Source organism: Nocardia aurea (assembly GCF_003123685.1).
GTDB lineage: Bacteria > Actinomycetota > Actinomycetes > Mycobacteriales > Mycobacteriaceae > Nocardia > Nocardia aurea.
The window spans coordinates 75,984-97,589 of record NZ_QCYJ01000116.1; the positions used below are offsets into that span (position 1 = coordinate 75,984).

Here is a 21,606-nt window from a genome sequence, read left to right on the forward strand (position 1 = left end):
GCACGCGGGAAATCCGCGCGCGAGGCGTCGGAATGTCCGCGTGGGCCGTCCCGCCTATCTGTTGTAGACGATCAAACTCACGATCAGCCCGAGCACGAGGGCGACCGCGGACGCGACGGCGACCCACTTGCCGAATTTCTCGCCCTTCTTGTGCGCCAGGTAGCCGAAGACGATGCCGGCGGGCCCGAAAAGGATCGGGCACAGCAGCAGCGCGAGCACCGCGCACACGGCGCCGATGATGGTCAGGGTCGGCGGGCCCTGCTCGCGCGGGGCGGGCGCCAACGGTTCGTAGGGGGGCGGCGAGGGATAGCGCGGCGGATCCCGGTCGGGGTTGTCGCCGGGTTGCTGCGGTGTGGTCATAGCGCCTTCCTCGAGCGGGTGGGTCGCTAGCTGACGGATGCCTACAGATCGGTGTCGTTGACGATTTCGATCGCGGCCGCTTCGGCCGGACGGTCGTCCTGCTCGGCTTCCTCGGCCGCCCGATCGCCGTGTGACCACTCCTGCTCGAGTTCTTCGCCGATACCGAGCCTGCCGTCGTCCTCGTTCTCCCGATAACGGATGCGCAGGTCGTCCGGCGGATTCTCGACGTTCCGCTCGTATTCGCGGATCTCGTCGGCCTGCTCGTCGTCTCCCATGTCCATATCCAACGGTTCACGGTCCATACCGGACAGTATTCCCGGATTCGGCGCGACGACGCGGATCCGAACCCGGGAATTCGCGCGAGCCGCGATCAGGTGGAGCTGATTCCCGCGATGCCGACCACGGCGACGACCAGCACGATCGCGAGGGCGAGGACGACGCCGTTGGCGATCGCGGCCCACTTGCCGAGTTGTTCGCCCTTCGAATGGCCGACGATCCCGAAGATGATCCCCGCGGGCGCGGTGACGACGATCGGTATGAAACACAGCACGGCCGCGACCGCTGTGATTCCGAGGCAGACGAAACTCGCGATCGACCACGCCGGGGTGTCGGATCGGGGCGGGCCGTACGGGCCGTAGGGCTGGTAGGCGGGGCCGCCGTACTGCGGCGGGTAGCCGTACGCCGCGGGCTGCAGATATCCGGGCTGCCCGTAGGCGCCCCCGGCCTGCTGTGGATAACCGGGTTGCTGGGGATAACCACCCTGTTGCGGATAGTTCTGCTGTGGATAGGTGGGGATGGATTGCTGCGGGTAGGCGGGATGACTCGGCGCGACCGGGTCGGCCGGGTAACTCGACGGTGCCTCGCCGGTCGGATACGCGGGATAACCCCCGGCCGGTGTGTACCCGGGCGGCCCGGCGTCCTGCGGCTGGGCCTGTGGGAACGGCGCGGGCCCGGTACCCGGCCGGTAGACCTGGGTCTCGGCGGCCCTGGCCGGATCGGCGACACTGTCCTGTGCCTTCTCCAGGCTCCAGCCCCGCTGCGGTTCCTGCGGTGTCGTCACGGTGACTCCCCCTCCTACGAACGTATGTCTGTCGCACGCGTTATCGCCGTCGACGGCTCCCACGTAACGCAGTCGGCGGCCCGGACCGGAGTCCGAGCCGCCGAACCATGACGAACGTACTACGCGTTGCCGTTGAACAGTCCGGTGACCGAACCGTTCTCGAAGACCTCGCGGATGGTGCGCGCCAGCAGCGGAGCGATCGAGAGCACCGTCAGCTGCGAGAACTTCTGGTCCTCGTCGAGCGGCAGCGTATTGGTGACGACGACCTCTTTGGCCCCGCAGTTCGCGAGGCGCTCGGCGGCCGGATGGCTGAGCACGCCGTGCGTCGCGGCGATGACCACGTCGCCCGCGCCCGCCTGCTTGAGCACGTTGACCGCGCCCGCGATGGTGCCGCCGGTGTCGATCATGTCGTCGATCAGGATGCAGGTGCGGCCCTCGACGTCACCGACCACGCGGTTGGCCTTGATCTGGTTGGGCACCAGCGGGTCGCGGGTCTTGTGGATGAACGCCAGCGGCGAGCCGCCGAGTGAATCCGCCCACTTCTCGGCGACGCGCACGCGGCCGGAGTCCGGTGAGACCACGGTGATGTGATCGAGGGTGTAGTTGTTGCGGATGTACTCCGCGAGCTGCACCTGCGCGTGCATGTGATCGACCGGGCCGTCGAAGAAACCCTGGATCTGGTCGGTGTGCAGGTCGACGGTGATGATGCGGTCCGCGCCCGCGGTCTTCAGCAGATCGGCGACCAGGCGAGCCGAGATCGGCTCACGGCCGCGGTGCTTCTTGTCCTGACGGGCGTAGGGGTAGAACGGCAGGACCGCGGTGATCCGCTTGGCCGAACCGCGCTTGAGCGCATCGATCATGATGAGCTGTTCCATCAGCCACTGGTTCAGTGGCGCCGGAAAGCTTTGCAACACAAAGGCATCCGAGCCGCGAACGGACTCCTCGAACCGGACGAAGATCTCGCCGTTGGCGAAATCACGCGCGGTCTGGGGGGTGACGTGGACATCGAGTTCCTTGGCGACCTGCTCGGCCAGCTCAGGATGAGCGCGTCCCGAGAAGAGCATGAGGTTCTTCTGGTTGTCGATCCATGACGCGGTCACTACTGTTTGCCATCCTTTTGCTCTATAACCTGACTCGACATCTCGTCGGCCGCCGACACTGCCGCCGCCGCCGCGCGCGCCGCATCCGTCCCTGGACGGTGGCGCTGCACCCAGCCCTCGATATTCTTCTGCGGTCCACCGGATACCGCGAGAGCTCCGGGGGGAACGCTTCTGCGCAGTACAGTACCCGCCGCCGTATAGGCGCCGTCACCCACCGTCACCGGGGCGACGAACATGGTGTCGCTTCCGGTGCGCACGTGCGAGCCGACCACGGTGTGATGTTTGCGTACCCCGTCGTAGTTGACGAAAACGCTGGACGCGCCGATGTTGCTGTGTTCACCGATGGTTGCGTCACCGACATAGGTCAGATGCGGCACCTTCGAATGCGCGCCGATCGACGCGTTCTTGGTCTCGACGAAAGCGCCGAGCTTGCCCGATTCGCCGACGACGGTTCCGGGCCGCAGATAGGCGAAGGGGCCGATAGCGGCACCCGGCCCGATCGACGCGCCCTCGCCGTGACTGCGCACCACCTTCGCGCCGTCGCCGACCAGCACATCGGTGAGGGTGCTGTCCGGGCCGATCTCGGCGTCCTCGCCGATGACGGTGGTGCCGAACAGTTGGACCCCGGGCCGCAGCACCGCGTCCCTGCCGATCTCCACACCCACATCGACCCAGGTACTGGCCGGATCGATGACGGTGACGCCCGCGCGCATATGCCGTTCGAGGATGTAGCGGTTGAGCGTGCCGGTCGCCTGGGACAGCTGGACCCGGTCGTTGACCCCGGTCACCTTGGCCGAATCGACCAGGCGCGCGCCGTGCACCGGATGCCCGGCGTCGTGGGCGAGTCGCAGCACATCGGTCAGGTACAGCTCGTGCTGGGCGTTCGCGGTGGAGAGCCTGCCGATCATCGCGCGCAGGACCGACGCGTCGAAGGCGTACACACCGGAGTTGACCTCGGTGAGCGCGCTCTGCTCCGGCGTCGCGTCGGCGTGCTCGACGATCTCGATGACCTGACCGTCCACGTCGCGCACGATGCGGCCGTAACCGTTCGGATCGTCGGGGACGAAGGTCAGCACCGTCACGGCGGAGCGTTCGGTGTAGCTGCGGTGTTCGTCGAGCAACGCGCTCAACGTATGGCCGTCGAGCAACGGCACGTCGGCGGAGGTGACGAGCAGATCGCCGGTGAAATCGGCGGGCAGCGCGTTCAGCGCGCACCGGACCGCGTGGCCGGTGCCGAGCTGTTCCTCCTGGATGGCCAGGCTGATCTCGCGGCCGAGATCGGCGGCCACGGCGTTCGCCGCCGCCCCGACCTGTTCCCTGTCGTGGCCGATCACGGTGATGAGGTAGGCGGGGTCGATCTCGTTCGCCGCATGCAGCGCGTGCGCGAGCATGCTCCGACCGGCTAGCGAATGCAGCACTTTGGGGGTCTTCGACCGCATTCGCGTTCCGGCTCCGGCTGCGAGAACGACGACGGCGGTCTGCTGTGGCATGGATCTCCCTCGGCTGCCTGTCATCGTGCTTCGGCGGCTTCGTTCTCGGTCAGCGCTGTGTGCTTGTGGGTCCGCGTGTTCGTGGGTCCGCATAGTGTGATCCCCGATGTGCGCGGCCAACGATAGGCCATCGTGCCGGTGTGCTCCGCCGCCAGGACTCGAACCTGAACTATCTGAACCAAAATCAGAGGTGCTGCCATTACACTACGGCGGATCGTCACACCGGCGGATCGGGAAACCCGCCGCTGTGCCCCGCGGCACGGCATGAATCCTCGCATGAGACCCCGCGTCAAGTCGAGCTAGCCCGCCTGCCCGCGGATTTTTCCCCGCGCGCGTCGTACGCGGGGTACCCGCCGGGCGGCCGAAGCCGTGTCCTCCGGGCGGCCGAACGACGATCGCGCCCCGGCAGTCCGCGGGTCGGCGCACCGGCGAACACCGCTGTCTGGAACAGTTGTCGCGGAACGGTAAATGTCCGTGCAGGGAGGCCAGACAATGCGTACGACCCACTTCCCCACGCAACGACCGACACTCCACCGCCATGGGTAATCCGCAGGGAACCTCGAGGAGCAGGCCGGACGCGGGGCGATCGGCCGGGCGCGAACCCGTCGATCCGGCCACCGGCGACAAACTCCGCAGGAGCGGTTCGCCCGCGCGTCCTCGGATGACCGGAACCCAGCGCCGCCAGCAACTGATCGAGATAGGCCGCGCCCTGTTCGCCGAACGCGGTTACGAGGCGACCTCGATCGAGGAGATCGCGCAACGCGCCCAGGTCTCCAAACCCGTAGTGTACGAACACTTCGGGGGTAAGGAAGGCCTGTACGCGGTGGTCGTCGACCGCGAGATGTCGATGCTGCTGGACATGATCACCTCCTCGCTCACCCAGAACCGCTCACGCGTGCGGCTCGAACAGGTGGCGCTCGCGCTGCTCACCTACATCGAGGAACGCACCGACGGATTCCGAATCCTGGTGCGCGACCAGCCGGTCGCCACCGACGACGGTCGGTACTCCAGCCTGCTCAACGAGGCCGTCAACCAGGTGGCGCACATCCTCGCAGGCGATTTCGAGCGCCGCGAACTCGACACCAGCCTGGCCACGCTCTACGCGCAGGGACTCGTCGGTATGGTGTCCACCGCCGCGACCTGGTGGCTGGATGTCCGCACACCGCCCAAAGAGGTTGTGGCAGCCCATTTGGTGAACCTCTGCTGGAACGGACTGCGCCACCTGGAGGCCGATCCGCAATTGGACTCGGAGTGGCCGACGACGGCCACCGACCGACCCGAGAGGTAACCAGCGAATTGCGATGGAGGCCCGGCTGAATGCTCGAATTGGTTAACGGGCGTACACCTGGTGGTACGGTTCACGCATCCTCTGGGTGCTGTTCGGGCGGTGTATCGGTCTACTTCGAGATGTCGGTCTACTTCAGGATGGCTGGGTTCAAGAATGACAGGCGGATCTGATGGCTAGGCAAGCGCGCGCGGAAATCACCCGCGACTCCGTCCTTGCGGGCGCTGCCGATGTCTTTCTGCGCTTGGGCTATGCGAATGCGAGCCTCAGCGAGATCATCGCGCAATCGAACGTGACCAAGGGCGCCTTGTACTTTCACTTCGGTTCGAAGGAAGAACTCGCACGCGCCGTGGTCGACCAGGGCAACGAGCGCCTGGTCGGTTCGTGCCAGGGATTCTTCGATCCCAGAGTGCCCGCGCTGGAAGCATGCATCGGCATCACCTACGTGGTGGCCGACCTATCCATGAACGACCCCATGGTCGGCGCGATGCTCAAACTCACGCACCAGATCGGCGACTACCGCGGCGCCCAGGGCGACAACATCGCCAAAACCTGGGGCGACACCTACCGCGTACTCGCCGAACGTGCCATCGCACAAGGCGATCTGGAAGCCGACCTCGACTCGGACGTGGTCGGGCTGCTACTCCAGGAAATCACCGCGGGCGTGCACATCGTCGCCGTCGGCACGGACTCCATCGACCAGATGGCCACCCGCATGGAACGCGCGTGGTACTTCCTGCTGCCGTCGATCGTGCCGGGCGAGAAGTTGTCGTACTTCCGGGAATTCGCGGCACGAAGGCTGCGGCGGTACGTGCCCTGATTGTGGCGGCCCGGGGGCCGCGGGTTCGCGGCCCTTCTTGTCTCGCGTCCGAGCGGTCGATACTCGCGCCTTCGGCGCATTGTCTCGACCGCTCGGACGCGAGACGGCCGCGAACGGGCGCTCGTCAGGCTCGCGCCGTGGGGGTGGGGTTGGTTGTGAGTGGTTGTTTTCGAGGGTTTGCCCGGGGTGGGTGCGGTGGTTCTTGGGTTGTGGGGGCGTTGTAGGTGGGGATCTGGTTCTGATGCGTCGGGGGGTGTCGGAGTCCGGAGTGCGACGTGGGTGTGGGGGTTGTGCTGGTGTTTGCGTGCGGGAGGCTGGGGGGTGAGGTTCGGCTGCTGCCGAGAGGTCGGGGCTCGACGGTTCGGCGACGATCTCGGGGGCGGGGCACGCACTGGCGGTAGTAGGGGTGACGGGGGTGTCGGTCGTGGTGTTTAGACTCAGTTGGCTGTTCTGAACCATCGCCTGAGCTCAGGAGTCGCAATGCCCACCCACCGTCCACCTCTTGCTGGACTGGCCGCGGTGGCCGGTGCCGACGCGGCCCTGCGGACTGTCGCGGGGCTGGTGGGGAAGTCTTCGGTCGAACTCGTCGCGCCGTCGGCGGCGCGGCCGTTCGTCTCGGCCACGGTCGCGGTGAAACGGCCGGTGGTCGTGGTGACGGCCACGGGGCGTGAGGCCGATGACCTGGCGGTCGAGTTGACCGAGATGCTGGGGGAAGCGGTCGCGCAGTTCCCGTCCTGGGAGACGCTGCCGCACGAGCGGCTGTCGCCGGGGGCGGATACGGTCGGGCGCAGGCTGGAGGTGCTGCGGCGGCTCGCGCATCCGGAGGATCCGGTGTTCCCGGTGCCGCTGCGGGTGGTGGTGACCACGGTGCGCTCGCTCATGCAGCCGATGGCGGCGGGGCTCGGGGATATCGAGCCGGTGGTGCTGCGGGTCGGGGCGGAATTCGACTTCGACGGATTGCTCACGCGGCTGGTGGAATTCGCCTACACGCGGGTCGACATGGTGGGCAAGCGCGGTGAGTTCGCGGTGCGCGGCGGAATTCTCGACGTCTTCCCGCCGACCGCCGATCATCCGGTGCGCGTGGAGTTCTGGGGTGACGAGATCACCGAACTGCGCCCGTTCTCGGTGGCCGACCAGCGCTCGCTCGGCGAGATCGAGGTGGATCTCGTCGTCGCGACGCCGTGCCGGGAACTGCTGCTGACCGAGGCGGTGCGCGACCGGGCCGCCGAGGTGGCCGCCGACAACGCGGCCGACGCGGCGCTGGTCGAGATGCTGGAGAAACTCTCCCAGGGCATCCCCGTCGACGGCATGGAAGCGCTGCTGCCGGTGCTGCAACCCGGCGAACTGCGCCTGCTGACCGAGGTGCTGCCCGACGACACCCACCTGCTGCTGTGCGATCCGGAGAAGATCCGCACCCGCGCCGCCGACCTGGTCCGCACCGGGGAGGAATTCCTGGAAGCCTCGTGGACCGCGGCCTCCTTCGGCGCCTCCGCGCCGCTGGGCGCGCACGGTCTGGATCTGGCCGCCTCCGGGTACCGAGGGCTGCCCGAGATCCACGAGAGCGCGAACCGGCGTGGGCTGTCGTGGTGGACCATGAGCCCGCTGACCTCGGGCGATCCCGCCGAGGTCGTCCTGCCGCTGCTGGCCGGACCCGCCGCGCGCGGTTCCGAGGAACTGGTCGCGACGATCTTCGCCTCGCTGCGCGCGCACGTCGCGACCGGCGGACGCGCGGTGGTGGTGGTCGCGGGGCACGGCACCGCGCAGCGCGTGCTGGAACGACTGGCCGACGCCGAAGTGCCCGCGGGAGTGCTCGACAGCGCCGAGGAACCGAGTCCCGGCCTGGTCGGAGTGCTGTGCGGTTCCCTGCACGACGGACTGGTCTTCGAGGACGCGGGACTGGTGGTCGTCGCCGAATCCGACCTCACCGGAAACCGCGTCACCGCGCCCGGCGAAGGAAAGCGGCTGCCCGCCAAACGGCGCAATCAGGTGGACCCGCTCGCCCTCAACGCGGGCGATATGGTCGTGCACGATCAGCACGGCATCGGCCGCTTCGTCGAGATGATCGAACGTACCGTCGGCGGTGCTCGCCGCGAATACCTGGTTATCGAATACGCGCCCGGAAAGCGCGGCCAGCCTGGCGACCGGCTGTTCGTGCCGATGGAATCGCTGGACCAGCTCTCCCGCTATGTCGGCGGTGAGATGCCGAGCCTGTCCAAACTGGGCGGCTCGGACTGGGCCAATACGAAACGTAAGGCGCGCAAGGCGGTTCGCGAGATCGCGGGCGAACTCGTGCAGTTGTACGCGGCCAGGCAGGCGGCCCCCGGTCACGCCTTCGGCAAGGACACCCCGTGGCAGCAGGAGATGGAGGACGCGTTCGCGTTCACCGAGACGGTCGACCAGATGACCGCCATCGCCGAGGTCAAATCCGATATGGAGAAGCCGGTGCCGATGGACCGCGTGGTCTGCGGCGACGTCGGTTACGGCAAGACCGAGATCGCGGTGCGCGCGGCGTTCAAGGCGGTGCAGGACGGTAAACAGGTCGTCGTGCTGGTGCCGACGACCCTGCTGGCCCAGCAGCATCTCCAGACCTTCACCGAGCGGGTCGCGGGATTCCCGGTGACGGTGAAAGGGTTGTCGCGTTTCACCGATCTCGCCGAATCGCGCGAGGTGCTCGCGGGGATGGCCGACGGTTCGGTCGATATCGTGGTCGGCACGCACCGGCTGCTCCAGACCGGTGTGCGCTGGAAGGATCTCGGCCTGGTCGTGGTCGACGAGGAACAGCGCTTCGGCGTCGAGCACAAGGAACACATCAAGGCGCTGCGCACCCACGTCGACGTGCTGACCATGTCGGCCACCCCGATTCCGCGCACCCTGGAGATGAGCCTGGCGGGCATCCGCGAGATGTCGACCATCCTGACCCCGCCCGAGGAACGCCACCCGGTGCTCACCTACGTCGGCGGCTACAACGACAAACAGGTCACCGCCGCCATTCGTCGCGAACTGCTCCGCGACGGGCAGGTCTTCTACGTGCACAACCGGGTTTCATCGATCGACAAGGCCGCCAAGCGGATTCGCGATCTGGTGCCGGAGGCGCGGGTGGTCGTCGCGCACGGCCAGATGCACGAGGACATGCTCGAACAGACCGTCCAGGGTTTCTGGGAACGTGAATTCGACGTCCTGGTGTGCACGACGATCATCGAGACCGGCCTCGACATCTCCAACGCCAACACCCTGGTCGTGGAACGCGCCGACGCGCTCGGCCTGTCACAGCTGCACCAGTTGCGCGGTCGTGTCGGACGCAGCAGGGAGCGCGGCTACGCCTACTTCCTGTACCCACCGGAGAAACCGCTCACCGAGACCGCCTACGACCGGCTCGCCACCATCGCGCAGAATTCCGATCTCGGCGCGGGTATGGCCGTGGCCATGAAGGATCTCGAGATCCGCGGCGCCGGAAACGTTCTCGGCGCGGAACAGTCCGGCCATGTCGCCGGCGTCGGCTTCGATCTGTACGTGCGACTGGTCGGCGAGGCGGTGGAGGCCTACCGGGCCGCCGCCGACGGCAAGCCGATCGTCACCGAGGAGGTCAAGGAGGTCCGCATCGACCTCCCCGTCGACGCGCATATCCCGCCCGACTACATCGCCAGCGATCGGCTGCGGCTGGAGGCGTATCGCAAACTCGCCGCAGCGCAGGACGATTCGGCGCTCGCCATGGTGGTGGAGGAACTCGTCGACCGCTACGGCCCGCTGCCGGTCGAGGTCGGTCGTCTGGTGTCGGTGGCGAAACTGCGTCTGCTGGCGCGCGAGTACGGCGTCACCGAGATCGCGGTGGCCGGGACCACGCTGAAGATCTCCCCGCTGCTGAATCTCCCCGATTCCAAACAGCTCCGGCTCAAGCGCATCTATCCGAGCGCCTCCTACAAGCCCGCGAGCGGCGTGGTGCAGCTGCCGTTGCCCCGGGTGCAGGACAGTGTCGGCGCGGACCGGGTCCGCGATATCCGGTTGCTGCAATTCGTCGCCGACCTGCTGCTGGCGTTGGACGGCAAGGCGCAGGGCGCGGTGGATCTCACCGTCGCGACCGAGATGTCCGCGCATTGATGGATCGACGCGACGAGGTCGGTGCGGTGCGTCGGGTCGCGGCGGGTCTGGCCGACGCCGTCGAGGTGATGGATCGGCTGTGGAGTTTCGGTGGCTGGGAGGTCACCCAGACCCACGATTCGCTGCGCCCGTACCTGCTCGAGGAGACCTACGAACTCCTCGACGCCATCCAGGACGCCGACGCGGAGACCATCAAGGAGGAGCTAGGCGATCTGCTGCTCCAGGTGCTCTTCCATTCCAGGATCGCCGAGGCGGCGGGGGAGTTCACCGTCGACGACGTGGCCGCCGCGCTCGTCGCCAAACTCGTCAACCGCAGCCCGCACCTGGTCGGCTCCTCGCTCGACCCCGCCGCGACGGTCGCCGACAAGATCGCGGCCCAGGAAATCGCCTGGGAGGAACGCAAATCGGCGGAGAAGGCCAGGCGTTCCTGCCTGGACGGCATCGCCATGGCCCAGCCCGCGCTCGCACTGGCCGAGAAGGTCATCGCGCGTAGTACCAGAGCGGGCCTGCCCGACGACCTGATCCCGGACGAACTGCGCGTGGTGCGCCTCGGTGGACCCGACAGCGCCGAGGAACGCCTGCGCAAGGCCACGATGACCTTCGCCGCGACGATTCGCGCCGCGGAGGACGCCGCCGAAGCCGCATGCGGCGATCGTCATCGGCTGAGCGCGGGCGACTGGCGTCGCTACTGGCCCTGAGGGCACCTGTCGACGCGAACGCCCGACGATCGGTTCGCCGTGATCGGAACGTGTCGGGCAAACCGGGCGCGAACCCGGCGGGGCCCGCCGCCGCCGACTGTGACGGTGCTCCCACGGCGGTCGTCCCGCGTTAACGCCGGGGCCGCCGACACCGAAGTCACACCTACCCGCAAGCTTGTCGTCACCGCCCGTCGGGAATCCTGTCGGTACGGCTTCGCTAAGGTTGCGGGGATTCCGATGCCAATGGCGGGCACACCGCCGGGAGGATGTACGGTCCGGTGCACATCGGCAGAGTCGCGGAGTACCCGCGACCGGATCACGTGTTGTTCCACTTGAGCGACACCCATCTCATCGCGGGCGACGGCGAACTCTACGACGCCGTCGACGCGGATCTGCGGCTGCGACAGCTGCTCGACCACGCCGTCTCCGGCGGTATCCGACCGACCGCGATCGTCGTGACGGGAGATCTGGCCGACCGGGGTGAGCCCGAGGCCTACGACAAACTGCGCGAGATCATGGAACCGTTCGCGCGCCGCGCGCAGGCCCCGATCGTCTGGGTGACCGGCAATCACGACGACCGCGCCACGCTACGGCAGCGACTGCTCGACGAATACCCCTCGACCGCCCCGCTGGATCGGGTGCACATGGTCGACGGTCTGCGCATCGTCGTGCTCGACACCACCGTGCCGGGCCATCACTACGGCGATCTCACCGACGACCAGCTGTCCTGGCTGCGCACGGTGCTGTCCGAGCCCGCGCCGTTCGGCACCGTGCTCGCCATGCACCACCCCCCGGTGCCGTGCGTGATCGATCTCGCGGTCACCGTCGAACTGCGCGATCAGCGCCGCCTGGCCGATGTGCTCGACGGCAGCGACGTACGCGCGATCCTCGCCGGTCACCTGCACTTCTCCACCTTCGCGACCTTCGCGGGCATTCCGGTCTCGGTCGCGTCGGCCAGTTGCTACACCCAGGATCTCGGTGTGCGGACGGGCGGTCTGCGCGGGCGTGACGGCGCGCAGGCGTTCAACTACGTGCACGTCTATCCCGACACCGTGGTGCATTCGGTGGTGCCGATCGATCGCGGCCCGACCGTCGGCAGTCCGTCGACGCCGGAGGAAGCCGCGGCTACCCTGCGGGAGGCGGGCATCGTGATACCGCCCGCCGCGCGCATTCCGCACGTCATGCGCAACGCGCAGCCGACACCGGAATCCGGCGACGAATCGATGCGCTGACCGCTCAGGCCGCGCCCGACTCGGGCATGACCGGGTGCGACGCCGGGTCGATCCGCTCCCACGGAGCGGGCTCGGGGTAGTACTCGGCGAGGAACGCCGACACCGTGCGCACCCGTTCGGCTTCGCCGACCTCGGGGAAGCTCCCGTCGTTGAGGCAGAAGAAGTCGACGTCACGTCGTTCGATCAGCTCGGGTAGTAGGCCGAGCCCCGCCCTGCTGGTGGTGTCGACGTAGCGCATCCTCGCCGATTCCTGCGGCACCGCGCGTCCGCTGAGCAGGGCGTAGTAGTGATAGAGCGAGTTGGTGACCGAGATATCGGTCGCCGCGCGGAACCGGCTGGCCCTGGTACGCCCGAAATCCTCGGCGAATTCCGCCTCCATCTCCAGCAGGACGCTGCGGCGCAACGGCACCGGGGTGTGCTCGAGATGGCGGGTGATCACATGCCCGAACCGCCGCGCGAGCAGTCCGCGATTCACCCGCGCCGCGTTCTCGAAACCGCTGCGGCGCTCGTTGTTCCGGCCGGGCCCGATGCGGGTGTCGGCCTCGATGAAACGGCTGATTCCGGCCGGGGTGAAGAACATGGACGGGCGCGTGGGGCGGGCGAAGAACATGTCGTCGTTGGAGTACAGGAAGTGCTCGCTGAGCCCCTCGATGTGCTGGAGTTGGCATTCCACGGCGTGGGAGTTGAAGGTCGGCAGCCCGCTCGTCTCGCTGAAATGGTCGACGGCGCGGACCACGGTCACCGCCGGATGGTCGGCCAGCCAGGCCGGAACGGCGGAATCGGTCGCGATGAAGATGTGCCGGATCCACGGCGCGTTCTTGTGCACCGAGCGCATCGCGTATTCGAGTTCGTCGATCTGACGGATCCTGGCGTCGGCGTCGTCGCCCTCGCCGACCACCACCTGTGCCAGCATGCCCGCGCGGCGAGCGCGGAATTCGGGATCGGACCCGTCGACCCAGGAGAAGACGATGTCGATATCGAAGTCGACGTCGGTCGGGTGCGGAGCGAACATATCGGTCAGGGTCGGCCAGGTCCGCTCGAACAGCGTGACATCGGCCATCGTCACGTCGGCGAGATCGAACACGGTGCGCGTCAGCGCGTTCGGACGCGGGCATTCGACGGTGTCGCCGTGGTAGTCCCAGAATTCGAGGTCGACGTGGTGGGCCGGGTCGGTGTCGCGCCCCAGCCGCACGACATTGTCGAAGGGGGCGGCGCAGGCGAATCCGGCGGACAGCGCCGCCGTCAGCACCCGCTGCGCCATCGTCCGGTGCGCGGCGTCGACGGCGAGCACCAGGCGGTGCTCACTGGCACGGACCAGCAGGAACGGCACTTCGGCCGTCGCCAGCTCACCGCGTAGGTAGATCAGATCGGCGACCATCGCCTCCGAGGCGACCAGATTGCGCGCGGTCGATCGGGCGACCGTACCCACCGTCGGTGAGTGCGTTGCTCCCATATCCATCATTGCTTTCCCCATCCATCGGGTCGTTCCGTCGGAAAACACCGAGGCACCGCGCCGGAGACGGGTGGCGGCCCCGGCCACGTGGGAGTGGGCCGAGGTCGCCTCGCGCGGCGCGGTCGAATTCAGGGATGGGGCAGGATGCTGTAGGGCAGGAACGAATTCGCCGGCCGATACCAGGACGATCGGTTGACCATTCGTTCTCACCTCACTCTGGGACAGACGCGCACGGATTCGTACCGGACAGGCTGACGCGCAGGGCCGGAACAGCCGAGCGCGACGGAATCAGCGCGCAGGGCCGGACAATCATCGGCCGGCGGATTGAAGAACTCCTGATGAACAGGGAGTTGCTAGGAATGATGCATCGCATTCCGGCGTGCGTCAATCGGAATCGCCGACGTGGTTGTCAACGGTATCAGTCACCTACTTCCCACCTGCCTCAGGGCAGCCTTGCCGAATCGTTCACGGACGGTGTTTCGGCGACTGTCGAAGCGTGTGGGAGGGGGCGGTCGCGGGCGCGGTCGCTGCCCATCCCGGCGCACCTCCGCCTGATAACCACCTGAGATCGGTCCGGACAAATTCTCCAGCGCCAGCGGTGACGCGCCGCAGCGCCTTAGACTGGCTGTCAGCGCGACACAGCCCGTCGCGCGCATCGCGATCCACGAGGTGAACCCAGATGGCAGCCGGAGCGAGCTCGACGCAACAGGACCATTCGACAGATCATCCCGTCTTGGACGTGCTTCCGGAATGGCCACGCAAAACCATCGCGGTGCTGGTCACCACGGATCCAACGCCCCATGCGATTCCGGTGTCGTGGCCGGTCCGCGCGGGCGACCGGACCATACTGCTCAGTCTCAAGTACGATCGCGGATCTCTGGCGAGACTTCGGCAGCGGCCGCCGGTGGCACTGCTGATCCTGGGTGGCGGTAACGTCGCGCTCTGCGCACGCGGAACAGCTCAGGTAATTGCCGAAGAGATGCCCGACGCGCAGGATTACGTCGCGGTTCGCATCGATGTCGACGTGATCGATGATCATCGGCAGTCCGCTTTCGCCGTCGTCGACGGCATTCAGCGCACCGTCCTCGATGCGACCGAATTGCACGCACTCCAGGGCCGGGTGGAAACTTTGCAGGACTGGGCTCATCAATCACGTTGATCCGCCGCCATACGGATCGGACATCAAAATAAAACCGCTGCAAGAACAATCGGAAACAGCGATGAAAATCGCGGAGAAAGGCGGCGCGCGAGCGCCGAACGGAAGGGGATCATGAGCGTCACACTGGCCAAGGGCGGCAATGTTTCACTGTCGAAGCAGGCCCCGAACCTGACCAAGGTTACGGTGGGACTCGGCTGGGACACCCGCACGACCACCGGGGCGGACTACGACCTCGACGCGAGCGCGCTCGCCACGGGTTCGAGTCTGAAAGTGCTGTCCGATCAGCACTTCATCTTCTACAACAACCTCCGCTCGCCGGAAGGGACCATCGAGCACACCGGTGACAACCTGACCGGTGAGGGCGAGGGAGACGACGAGTCGATCAATATCGATCTCGCCGCCACGCCGCCGACGATCACCAATATCTTCTTCCCGGTGTCCATTCACGACGCCGACGCGCGCGGTCAGTCCTTCGGCCAGATCCGCAACGCGTTCATCCGGGTCGTCGACTCGGTGACCGGGGCCGAACTCGCCCGATACGACCTCACCGAGGACGCCTCGACGGAGACGGCGATGATCTTCGGCGAACTCTACCGGCACGGTCCCGAATGGAAGTTCCGTGCGATCGGTCAGGGATACGCGTCCGGATTGGCGGGCATCGCCCGCGATTACGGCGTCAATATCTGACGTACTCGATCGGGCAGGTCGCCTCGGCCGTATTCGCCGAGAAGACCTGCCCGTTCGCGTTATCGGGGTCGCGTCGTCTCACGCCCCCGCACGGAACGGTGCGACCACCCGTTGGCCGTATCCGTTCTCGCTCGCCTCCTCCGCGCGTCGAGTGCGGTCGGGCAGGCGGATGTTGACGCGCTTGAGCCACCGATCGGTGCCGTCGTAGCGCGCGGTGAAGGGGACCCGGCCGTGGACGGCGACATCGTTGTCCACCAGCAGGAATTCACCCGGTTCGAGTGCCGCGGTGTGGCAGACCCTTTCCAATTCGGCGGTGAGATGGGCGTACGCGCGCCGGAATTCGGGATCCGCGTCGTCGAGCGGCGTATAGGCGGGGTCGTAGCGCAACATCGAATCCTGCGCACCGTCAGGGGATTCGCACCATATCGTCGGCACCGGCGGGGCCGGATAGCGCTGGTGGCCGTCACCGTAGGAGATATCGGGCAGGATCGGCAGCGTCGGGGTGCTCAGCAGGCGACGCTGCTCCGCGGTGAGTTCGACCTGCCGCACCGAGGACAGGGTGGTGCCGATCTCGTCCGGATTGCGCAGGCACGCCAGCATCAGCAGGTTCGCCCGGTGCGGGTGGAACGCGTCCTCGCTGTGGGGACTGAGCAATATCGTGCTGCTCGCGCCGGACTGTTCGTACTCGTGCCCGGGCGTCGGCAGGATGTTGTTGACGAGCCTGCCGCCCTGCTGGCCCGCCCAGCCGAACGGTTCGCCGACCGCCCGCGCGATCAGCATCATCACGATGTCGAAGTGGAAGGAACGGGCGCGGCGTTCCCGATCGCCCGCCCAAGCGGCGGCCTCGTTCCATCCGGACGGGGTCGGGCCGAATTCCTCGTCGGTGACCGGTAATCGGCTGACAATCGTTGCCCCGGCATTGCTGGTCGGGGCGCGGAAGGCCTCGCGAAGTGACGCGGGAAGTTCCGAGACCCCGGCATCGATCCGGGCGACGAGCGCGGAATCGGTCAGGGTGCGCGCCCACTCGGCGGGATCGCCCGGTGTCGCGTCCAGCGCGGTACAGATCCGATCCGCCAGCGCCCGGACGGCTCGTCCGGCCCGCGCGGGCAGTTCGCGCCGCTCGATTTCGTGTGGGTGAAGCGTCTTACGTTCGGAGAGAACGCTTTTCACCAGGAGAAACCTTCCTTTGTATCGGCCGAACGAGGGGTGACGATCCGATCAGGGAAGCGGGCGTTACTCGATGGCCGACACCGGGCGTGCACGAGGAAGCCGCTGGGTATAGCGATAACGCATCAGCGAGGGTACGCGAGAAAGACTCGGCCGGAGCAAATTCCCGGCATCCATCGGCGAGGCAGTGGAACGGGGCCGGGACGCCGTACGCCGAGGCGTCGGCGTCGCGTCGAGGACGGGTCCGCGACAGCTATATACGAACTGCCGCAACACTTCCACGGCGCCGGTCGGATCGGGGAACCGGGAACAACGGTCTCGTCTGCCACGTTGCCCGGCCCGACGAAATCGGCCTGTGGACAACTGGCGACACGCCACACGCCTGTGGATAACCGAAAGCGTGATCGGGCGTTGCCGACCTAATCTTGCGTGGTGGCCGAGGGTGCCGCACGAGGGGGGACGCGATGATCGCGACGACACAGCACCGGCCGCGTGATTCGGCGGCGTCGGCTCCGGCGGGCCCGATGCGCGATGAGCCCCGAGCCGCGAAGGAGTCCTCTCTCACGCCGCGCCGTCGTGTCCGCTCGAATCTGGATGATGGAGTGGTGTTCGCGAAGACGATCGGCGTCGTAGCCGCCGCCCTGGTGACCCTGGTGATCGCCGGGTGCGGCGCGGGTCCCGCGCTGCCGCCGATTCCGGAAGGTATTCCGCCCGGCCCCGGCGCGGTGCTGCCCCCGATCGATCTGGACGCCCCCGGCCGCAGCGCGTCGCAGTTGCGCGACTGGGCCTCCGAGCAGTCGAGCACCGGCATCTCCACCGTCGCGCTGGAGGCATACGGCTACGCGGCCGCGGTGATGGCCCGCGCGAGACCGGAGTGCGGAATCGGCTGGACCACCATCGCGGGCATCGCCAGCGTGGAGAGCAGACACGGCACCCACGGTCGGTCCGACCTCGGCGACGACGGGAATGTGCGTCCGCCGATCATCGGCATCGCGCTCGACGGCGCACCCGGTGTCGCGCTGATCCGCGATACCGACCGTGGCGTACTCGACGGCGACGGTGACCACGATCGCGCCATCGGGCCGCTGCAATTCATCCCGGAGACATGGAAGCGATGGGGTGTCGACGCCAACGGCGACGGCGTCGCCGACCCGCAGAACATCGATGACGCCGCGTTGACCGCGGCCAGGTACCTGTGCGCGAGCGGCGGCGACCTCACCTCCGAACCGGGATGGCAGCAGGCGCTGCTCACCTACAACCGGTCCAACAGCTATCTGCTCACCGTCCGCGATCGCGCCGCCGCCTATAGCGTCGGCCGCCGAGTGTGATCCCGCGCGCACCGCGTTCCGCGGGCCGACTCCACCCGCCGTGCCGGGACCGCACCCGTCGCGTACTGCGATAGGCTCGGCACCGCACGGCCCATCCCGTGATATCCACCGTGCCAGCAGCGAAGGAGTGTCGTTTTCGTGGCCATCATCGAACAGGTCGGAGCTCGCGAGATCCTGGATTCTCGTGGCAACCCCACTGTCGAGGTCGAGATCGCCCTCGACGACGGCACGCTGACCCGGGCGGCGGTGCCCTCCGGCGCCTCCACCGGTGAACACGAGGCGGTCGAATTACGCGACGGCGGCGACCGTTACCTGGGCAAAGGCGTGCAGAAGGCCGTCGAGGGCGTCCTCGACGAGATCGCTCCCGCCGTCATCGGACTCGACGCTGTCGAGCAGCGCACCGTCGACCAGGTGCTGCTGGATCTGGACGGCACCCCCGACAAATCCCGGCTCGGCGCGAACGCCCTGCTCGGCGTGTCGCTGGCGGTGGCCCGCGCCGCCGCCGAATCCTCGGGCCTGGAGCTGTTCCGCTACCTGGGCGGCCCGAACGCGCACGTGCTCCCGGTGCCGATGATGAACATCCTCAACGGCGGCGCGCACGCCGACACCGGCGTCGACGTCCAGGAGTTCATGGTCGCCCCGATCGGAGCGCCCACCTTCAAGGAGTCGCTGCGCTGGGGCGCCGAGGTCTACCACTCGCTCAAGGCGGTGCTGAAGTCGAAGGGCCTGTCCACCGGGCTCGGCGACGAGGGCGGTTTCGCCCCCGATGTCGCGGGCACCAAGGAGGCGCTCGACCTCATCATCGTCGCCATCGGCAAGACCGGCCTCAAACTCGGCACCGATGTCACGCTGGCGCTCGATGTCGCGGCCACCGAGTTCTACACCGCGGGTAGCGGTTACAAATTCGAGGGCAGCGTCCGCTCGGCCGCCGAGATGGCGCAGTTCTACGCCGACCTGCTGACTTCCTACCCGCTGGTCTCCATCGAGGATCCGCTGTCGGAGGACGACTGGGACGGCTGGGTCGCGCTGACCGATCAGATCGGCGACAAGGTGCAGCTGGTCGGTGACGATCTGTTCGTCACCAATCCGGAGCGCTTGGAAGAAGGCATCGCCAAGGGTGCGGCCAACGCGCTGCTGGTGAAGGTCAACCAGATCGGCACCCTCACCGAAACCCTCGACGCGGTGGAACTCGCGCACCGCAACGGCTACAAGACGATGATGTCGCACCGGTCCGGCGAGACCGAGGACACCACCATCGCCGATCTGGCCGTCGCCGTCGGCAGCGGTCAGATCAAGACCGGCGCCCCCGCGCGCAGCGAGCGCGTCGCCAAGTACAACCAGTTGCTGCGCATCGAGGACGCGCTGGGCGATTCCGCCCGGTATGCCGGGGACGTCGCGTTCCCGCGGTTCGCGTTCGAAGGATGATCACCGCGATGCGCGCGAGGGGTACGGCGGTATAGCCGAGGCTCTCGTGCGCATCGCAGCACAGGTACAGGGAGCGGTATGACCGAGCGGCGCGCGCGTGGAACCAGTCCGGCCGGACGCGGGGACCGCCGCACGTCACGCGTGGCCGGTTCGCGGCCGCGCGCGGGCACCGATACCGAAACCGCCGCCAGGCCGGCCGCGGCCAAACGCGCGGCGCGCCGTCGGACCGACACCGACAAGAAGGCCTCCCCGCGCAAGATCGCCGCGCGCGGGGGTGCCGGTGGCGACCGTAACGAGCGCACCATTCTCGGCCTTTCCACCGGTAAGGCAGTCGTTCTCGCGGCCGTGGTGTGCGCGCTCGCGTTGACCCTGGCCGTGCCGATGCGGACCTATTTCGCCCAGCGCACCGAGGCGACCGAGCTGGCGCAACAGCGACAGGAATTGGAAGCCGACCTCACCCGGTTGCGCGATCGGCGTGCCCAGCAGCAGGATCCGGCCTACATCCGGGCCGAGGCCCGCGACCGGTTGCGCCTGGTGATGCCGGGGGAGACGCCCTACATCGTGCAGGTACCCGGTATCGAGGCCCCGCCCAGGCCCGCGGCGCCCACCCCGTCGAAGGCTCCCGAACCCTGGTACACCGAACTGTGGGAGACCATCTCGCAGCCACAACCCAGCGCGGCGCCCGCGCCGACGTCACCGGCCGGGCCGCCGCCCACAGACCCGTCAGCACCGGAAGGACCACGGTGACCGCACCGACAGACCGCGATCTCGAGATCATCGCCGCTCAACTCGGCCGCGAGCCGCGTGGGGTGCTCGCGGTGGCCTATCGGACGCCCGACGGTCTGCCCGCGGTGGTGAAGACCGCGCCGCGATTGCCGGACGGCACGCCCTTTCCGACGCTGTACTACCTGACCGATCCGCGGCTGACCGCCGAGGCGAGCAGGCAGGAATCGGCGGGCGTGATGCGCGAGATGACCGAACGCCTCGGCGCCGACCCCGCTCTGGCCGCCGCCTACCGCGCCGCGCACGAGAGCTATCTGGCCGAGCGCGACGATATCGAGTCGCTCGGTACCGATTTCACCGGCGGCGGCATGCCGGATCGGGTGAAATGTCTGCACGTGCTGATCGCGCATTCGCTGGCCAAAGGCCACGGACTCAACCCTTTCGGGGACGAAGCGGTGGCGATCGCGGCCGACCACGGGTTGCGCGGTAAGGCGATCCCGGCCGATTGGCCGAAATACGAGCGGACGAAAGAAGACCGATGAACGCATCACCCTCCGCGGCGAACCGGGTCGCCGCCGTCGACTGCGGCACCAACTCGATCCGTTTGCTGATCGCCGATGTGCTGCCCGACGGCCGCCTCGCCGACGTGCACCGCGAAATGCGGATTGTCCGGCTCGGCCAAGGGGTCGACGCGACCGGATCCCTCGCGCCGGAGGCGATCGAGCGGACCAGGGTCGCACTGGCCGATTACGCCGCGCTGATGCGGGACGCCGGTGTGGATCGTGTGCGGATGGTCGCCACATCGGCGACCCGTGACGCCGCCAACCGGGAGGATTTCTTCGGGATGGCCAGGGCCGAACTCGGTTCGGTCGTGCCCGGCGCCGAGGCCGAGGTGATCACCGGTGACGAGGAGGCGCGGCTGTCGTTCACCGGCGCGATCGGCGAGTTGTCCAGCGAGGCCGGACCTTTCGTTGTCGTCGATCTCGGCGGCGGTTCGACCGAATTGGTCTTCGGCGACAGCGACGGCGTCAAGGCCGCCTACTCCGCCGACATCGGATGCGTCCGTATCACCGAACGCTGCCTGCCCGGTAATCCGCCGACCGCCGAACAGGTCGCGGCGGCAAGGGAATTCGCCACCGAGCGGTTGACCGAAGCATTCGAGCGGGTTCCGGTCGACGGCGCGCACACCTGGGTCGGGGTCGCGGGCACCATGACGACGATCGCCGCCGTCGCGCTCGATCTGCCCGAATACGATTCCGAGCGAGTGCATCTCACCAGCCTGACGCTGGATCAGGTGCGCGAGGTCTGTGATCGTCTGATCTCGATGGACCACGATCAGCGCGCCGCACTCGGCCCGATCCATCCGGGACGCGTCGACGTGATCGGCGGCGGCGGTGTGATCACCGAGGTGCTCGCGTACGAATTGTCGCGTCGCGCGGGCATTTCGGCCCTCGTGGTGAGTGAGCACGACATCCTCGACGGAATCGCGCTGTCCATCGCCTGAGCCCGGGCGTGCCGCCCCCG

At 67.7% G+C, this 21,606-nt stretch carries 19 protein-coding genes and 1 tRNA gene; 12 read left to right on the forward strand and 8 right to left on the reverse strand.

The genetic code is table 11. The features are described from left to right. Positions 1–54 precede the first annotated feature (54 nt). From DAT37_RS27795 to DAT37_RS27820, 6 genes are all read right to left on the reverse strand, one after another. A complete protein-coding gene (locus DAT37_RS27795; RefSeq protein ID WP_198654466.1) occupies positions 55–360 on the reverse strand; it encodes a hypothetical protein in 306 nt (101 codons plus the stop codon). Between the two features lie 41 nt (positions 361–401). After that, positions 402–662 (reverse strand): hypothetical protein, encoded by a 261-nt coding sequence (locus DAT37_RS27800; RefSeq protein ID WP_109527838.1) that lies wholly within the window; start codon positions 660–662, stop codon positions 402–404. A 68-nt stretch (positions 663–730) separates the two neighbouring features. After that, positions 731–1,420: a DUF4190 domain-containing protein gene (locus DAT37_RS27805; protein WP_109527839.1), complete on the reverse strand. Its 690-nt coding sequence runs from the start codon at positions 1,418–1,420 to the stop codon at positions 731–733. Positions 1,421–1,539: 119 nt separating this feature from the next. Then, a complete protein-coding gene (locus DAT37_RS27810) occupies positions 1,540–2,520 on the reverse strand; it encodes a ribose-phosphate diphosphokinase (RefSeq protein ID WP_109527840.1) in 981 nt (326 codons plus the stop codon). Next, the gene (gene glmU, locus DAT37_RS27815; RefSeq protein ID WP_109527841.1) at positions 2,520–4,010 is read right to left on the reverse strand and encodes a bifunctional UDP-N-acetylglucosamine diphosphorylase/glucosamine-1-phosphate N-acetyltransferase GlmU; all 1,491 of its coding nucleotides are present in this window, start codon (positions 4,008–4,010) and stop codon (positions 2,520–2,522) included. Before glmU ends, DAT37_RS27810 begins: the two co-directional genes overlap by 1 nt. A 143-nt stretch (positions 4,011–4,153) precedes the next feature. Further along, a tRNA-Gln gene (locus DAT37_RS27820) sits at positions 4,154–4,224 on the reverse strand. Between the two features lie 447 nt (positions 4,225–4,671). Between DAT37_RS27820 and DAT37_RS27825 the strand changes: the two genes are divergently transcribed. The 5 genes from DAT37_RS27825 to DAT37_RS27845 all read left to right on the forward strand — a co-directional run bounded on the left by DAT37_RS27825 (position 4,672) and on the right by DAT37_RS27845 (position 12,140). Next, on the forward strand, positions 4,672–5,298 hold the full coding sequence (locus tag DAT37_RS27825) for a TetR/AcrR family transcriptional regulator (protein ID WP_109527953.1): 627 nt from the start codon (positions 4,672–4,674) through the stop codon (positions 5,296–5,298). Positions 5,299–5,467: 169 nt separating this feature from the next. Beyond that, positions 5,468–6,115: a TetR/AcrR family transcriptional regulator gene (locus tag DAT37_RS27830; RefSeq protein ID WP_109527842.1), complete on the forward strand. Its 648-nt coding sequence runs from the start codon at positions 5,468–5,470 to the stop codon at positions 6,113–6,115. 480 nt (positions 6,116–6,595) lie between these two features. Beyond that, on the forward strand, positions 6,596–10,210 hold the full coding sequence (mfd, locus tag DAT37_RS27835; RefSeq protein ID WP_232840045.1) for a transcription-repair coupling factor: 3,615 nt from the start codon (positions 6,596–6,598) through the stop codon (positions 10,208–10,210). Next, positions 10,210–10,908 carry a MazG family protein gene (locus DAT37_RS27840; protein WP_109527843.1) on the forward strand — a complete coding sequence of 233 codons (699 nt, stop codon included), beginning with the start codon at positions 10,210–10,212 and terminating at the stop codon, positions 10,906–10,908. The genes mfd and DAT37_RS27840 overlap by 1 nt, the downstream gene beginning before the upstream one ends. A 278-nt stretch (positions 10,909–11,186) precedes the next feature. Next, positions 11,187–12,140 (forward strand): phosphodiesterase, encoded by a 954-nt coding sequence (locus tag DAT37_RS27845; RefSeq protein WP_198654467.1) that lies wholly within the window; start codon positions 11,187–11,189, stop codon positions 12,138–12,140. A 4-nt stretch (positions 12,141–12,144) separates the two neighbouring features. On the opposite strand, the gene DAT37_RS27850 is transcribed toward DAT37_RS27845, so the two are convergent. Then, a complete protein-coding gene (locus tag DAT37_RS27850) occupies positions 12,145–13,602 on the reverse strand; it encodes a stealth family protein (protein ID WP_109527845.1) in 1,458 nt (485 codons plus the stop codon). A 670-nt stretch (positions 13,603–14,272) separates the two neighbouring features. Between DAT37_RS27850 and DAT37_RS27855 the strand changes: the two genes are divergently transcribed. Both DAT37_RS27855 and DAT37_RS27860 read left to right on the forward strand, forming a co-directional pair. Then, complete coding sequence (locus tag DAT37_RS27855) at positions 14,273–14,752, forward strand: hypothetical protein (RefSeq protein WP_109527846.1); 480 nt, start codon at positions 14,273–14,275, stop codon at positions 14,750–14,752. Positions 14,753–14,863: 111 nt separating this feature from the next. Continuing rightward, positions 14,864–15,439 (forward strand): TerD family protein, encoded by a 576-nt coding sequence (locus tag DAT37_RS27860; protein WP_109527847.1) that lies wholly within the window; start codon positions 14,864–14,866, stop codon positions 15,437–15,439. Positions 15,440–15,517: 78 nt separating this feature from the next. Here DAT37_RS27860 and DAT37_RS27865 read toward each other — a convergent pair whose 3' ends face one another. After that, positions 15,518–16,609: a TauD/TfdA family dioxygenase gene (locus DAT37_RS27865; RefSeq protein ID WP_109527848.1), complete on the reverse strand. Its 1,092-nt coding sequence runs from the start codon at positions 16,607–16,609 to the stop codon at positions 15,518–15,520. A 521-nt stretch (positions 16,610–17,130) separates the two neighbouring features. Between DAT37_RS27865 and DAT37_RS27870 the strand changes: the two genes are divergently transcribed. The 5 genes from DAT37_RS27870 (at position 17,131) to DAT37_RS27890 (ending at position 21,586) form a co-directional block, all read left to right on the forward strand. Further along, positions 17,131–17,934, forward strand: coding sequence for a lytic transglycosylase domain-containing protein (locus tag DAT37_RS27870; protein WP_109527955.1), 804 nt, complete (start codon positions 17,131–17,133; stop codon positions 17,932–17,934). Positions 17,935–18,072: 138 nt separating this feature from the next. After that, a complete protein-coding gene (gene eno, locus DAT37_RS27875; protein WP_109527849.1) occupies positions 18,073–19,359 on the forward strand; it encodes a phosphopyruvate hydratase in 1,287 nt (428 codons plus the stop codon). Positions 19,360–19,437: 78 nt separating this feature from the next. After that, positions 19,438–20,106, forward strand: coding sequence for an FtsB family cell division protein (locus tag DAT37_RS27880; protein WP_109527850.1), 669 nt, complete (start codon positions 19,438–19,440; stop codon positions 20,104–20,106). Further along, entirely contained in the window at positions 20,103–20,624 is a 522-nt protein-coding gene (locus DAT37_RS27885) for a DUF501 domain-containing protein (protein ID WP_109527851.1), read from the forward strand. The genes DAT37_RS27880 and DAT37_RS27885 overlap by 4 nt, the downstream gene beginning before the upstream one ends. Beyond that, positions 20,621–21,586 (forward strand): Ppx/GppA phosphatase family protein, encoded by a 966-nt coding sequence (locus DAT37_RS27890; RefSeq protein ID WP_109527852.1) that lies wholly within the window; start codon positions 20,621–20,623, stop codon positions 21,584–21,586. Before DAT37_RS27885 ends, DAT37_RS27890 begins: the two co-directional genes overlap by 4 nt. Positions 21,587–21,606 lie beyond the last annotated feature (20 nt).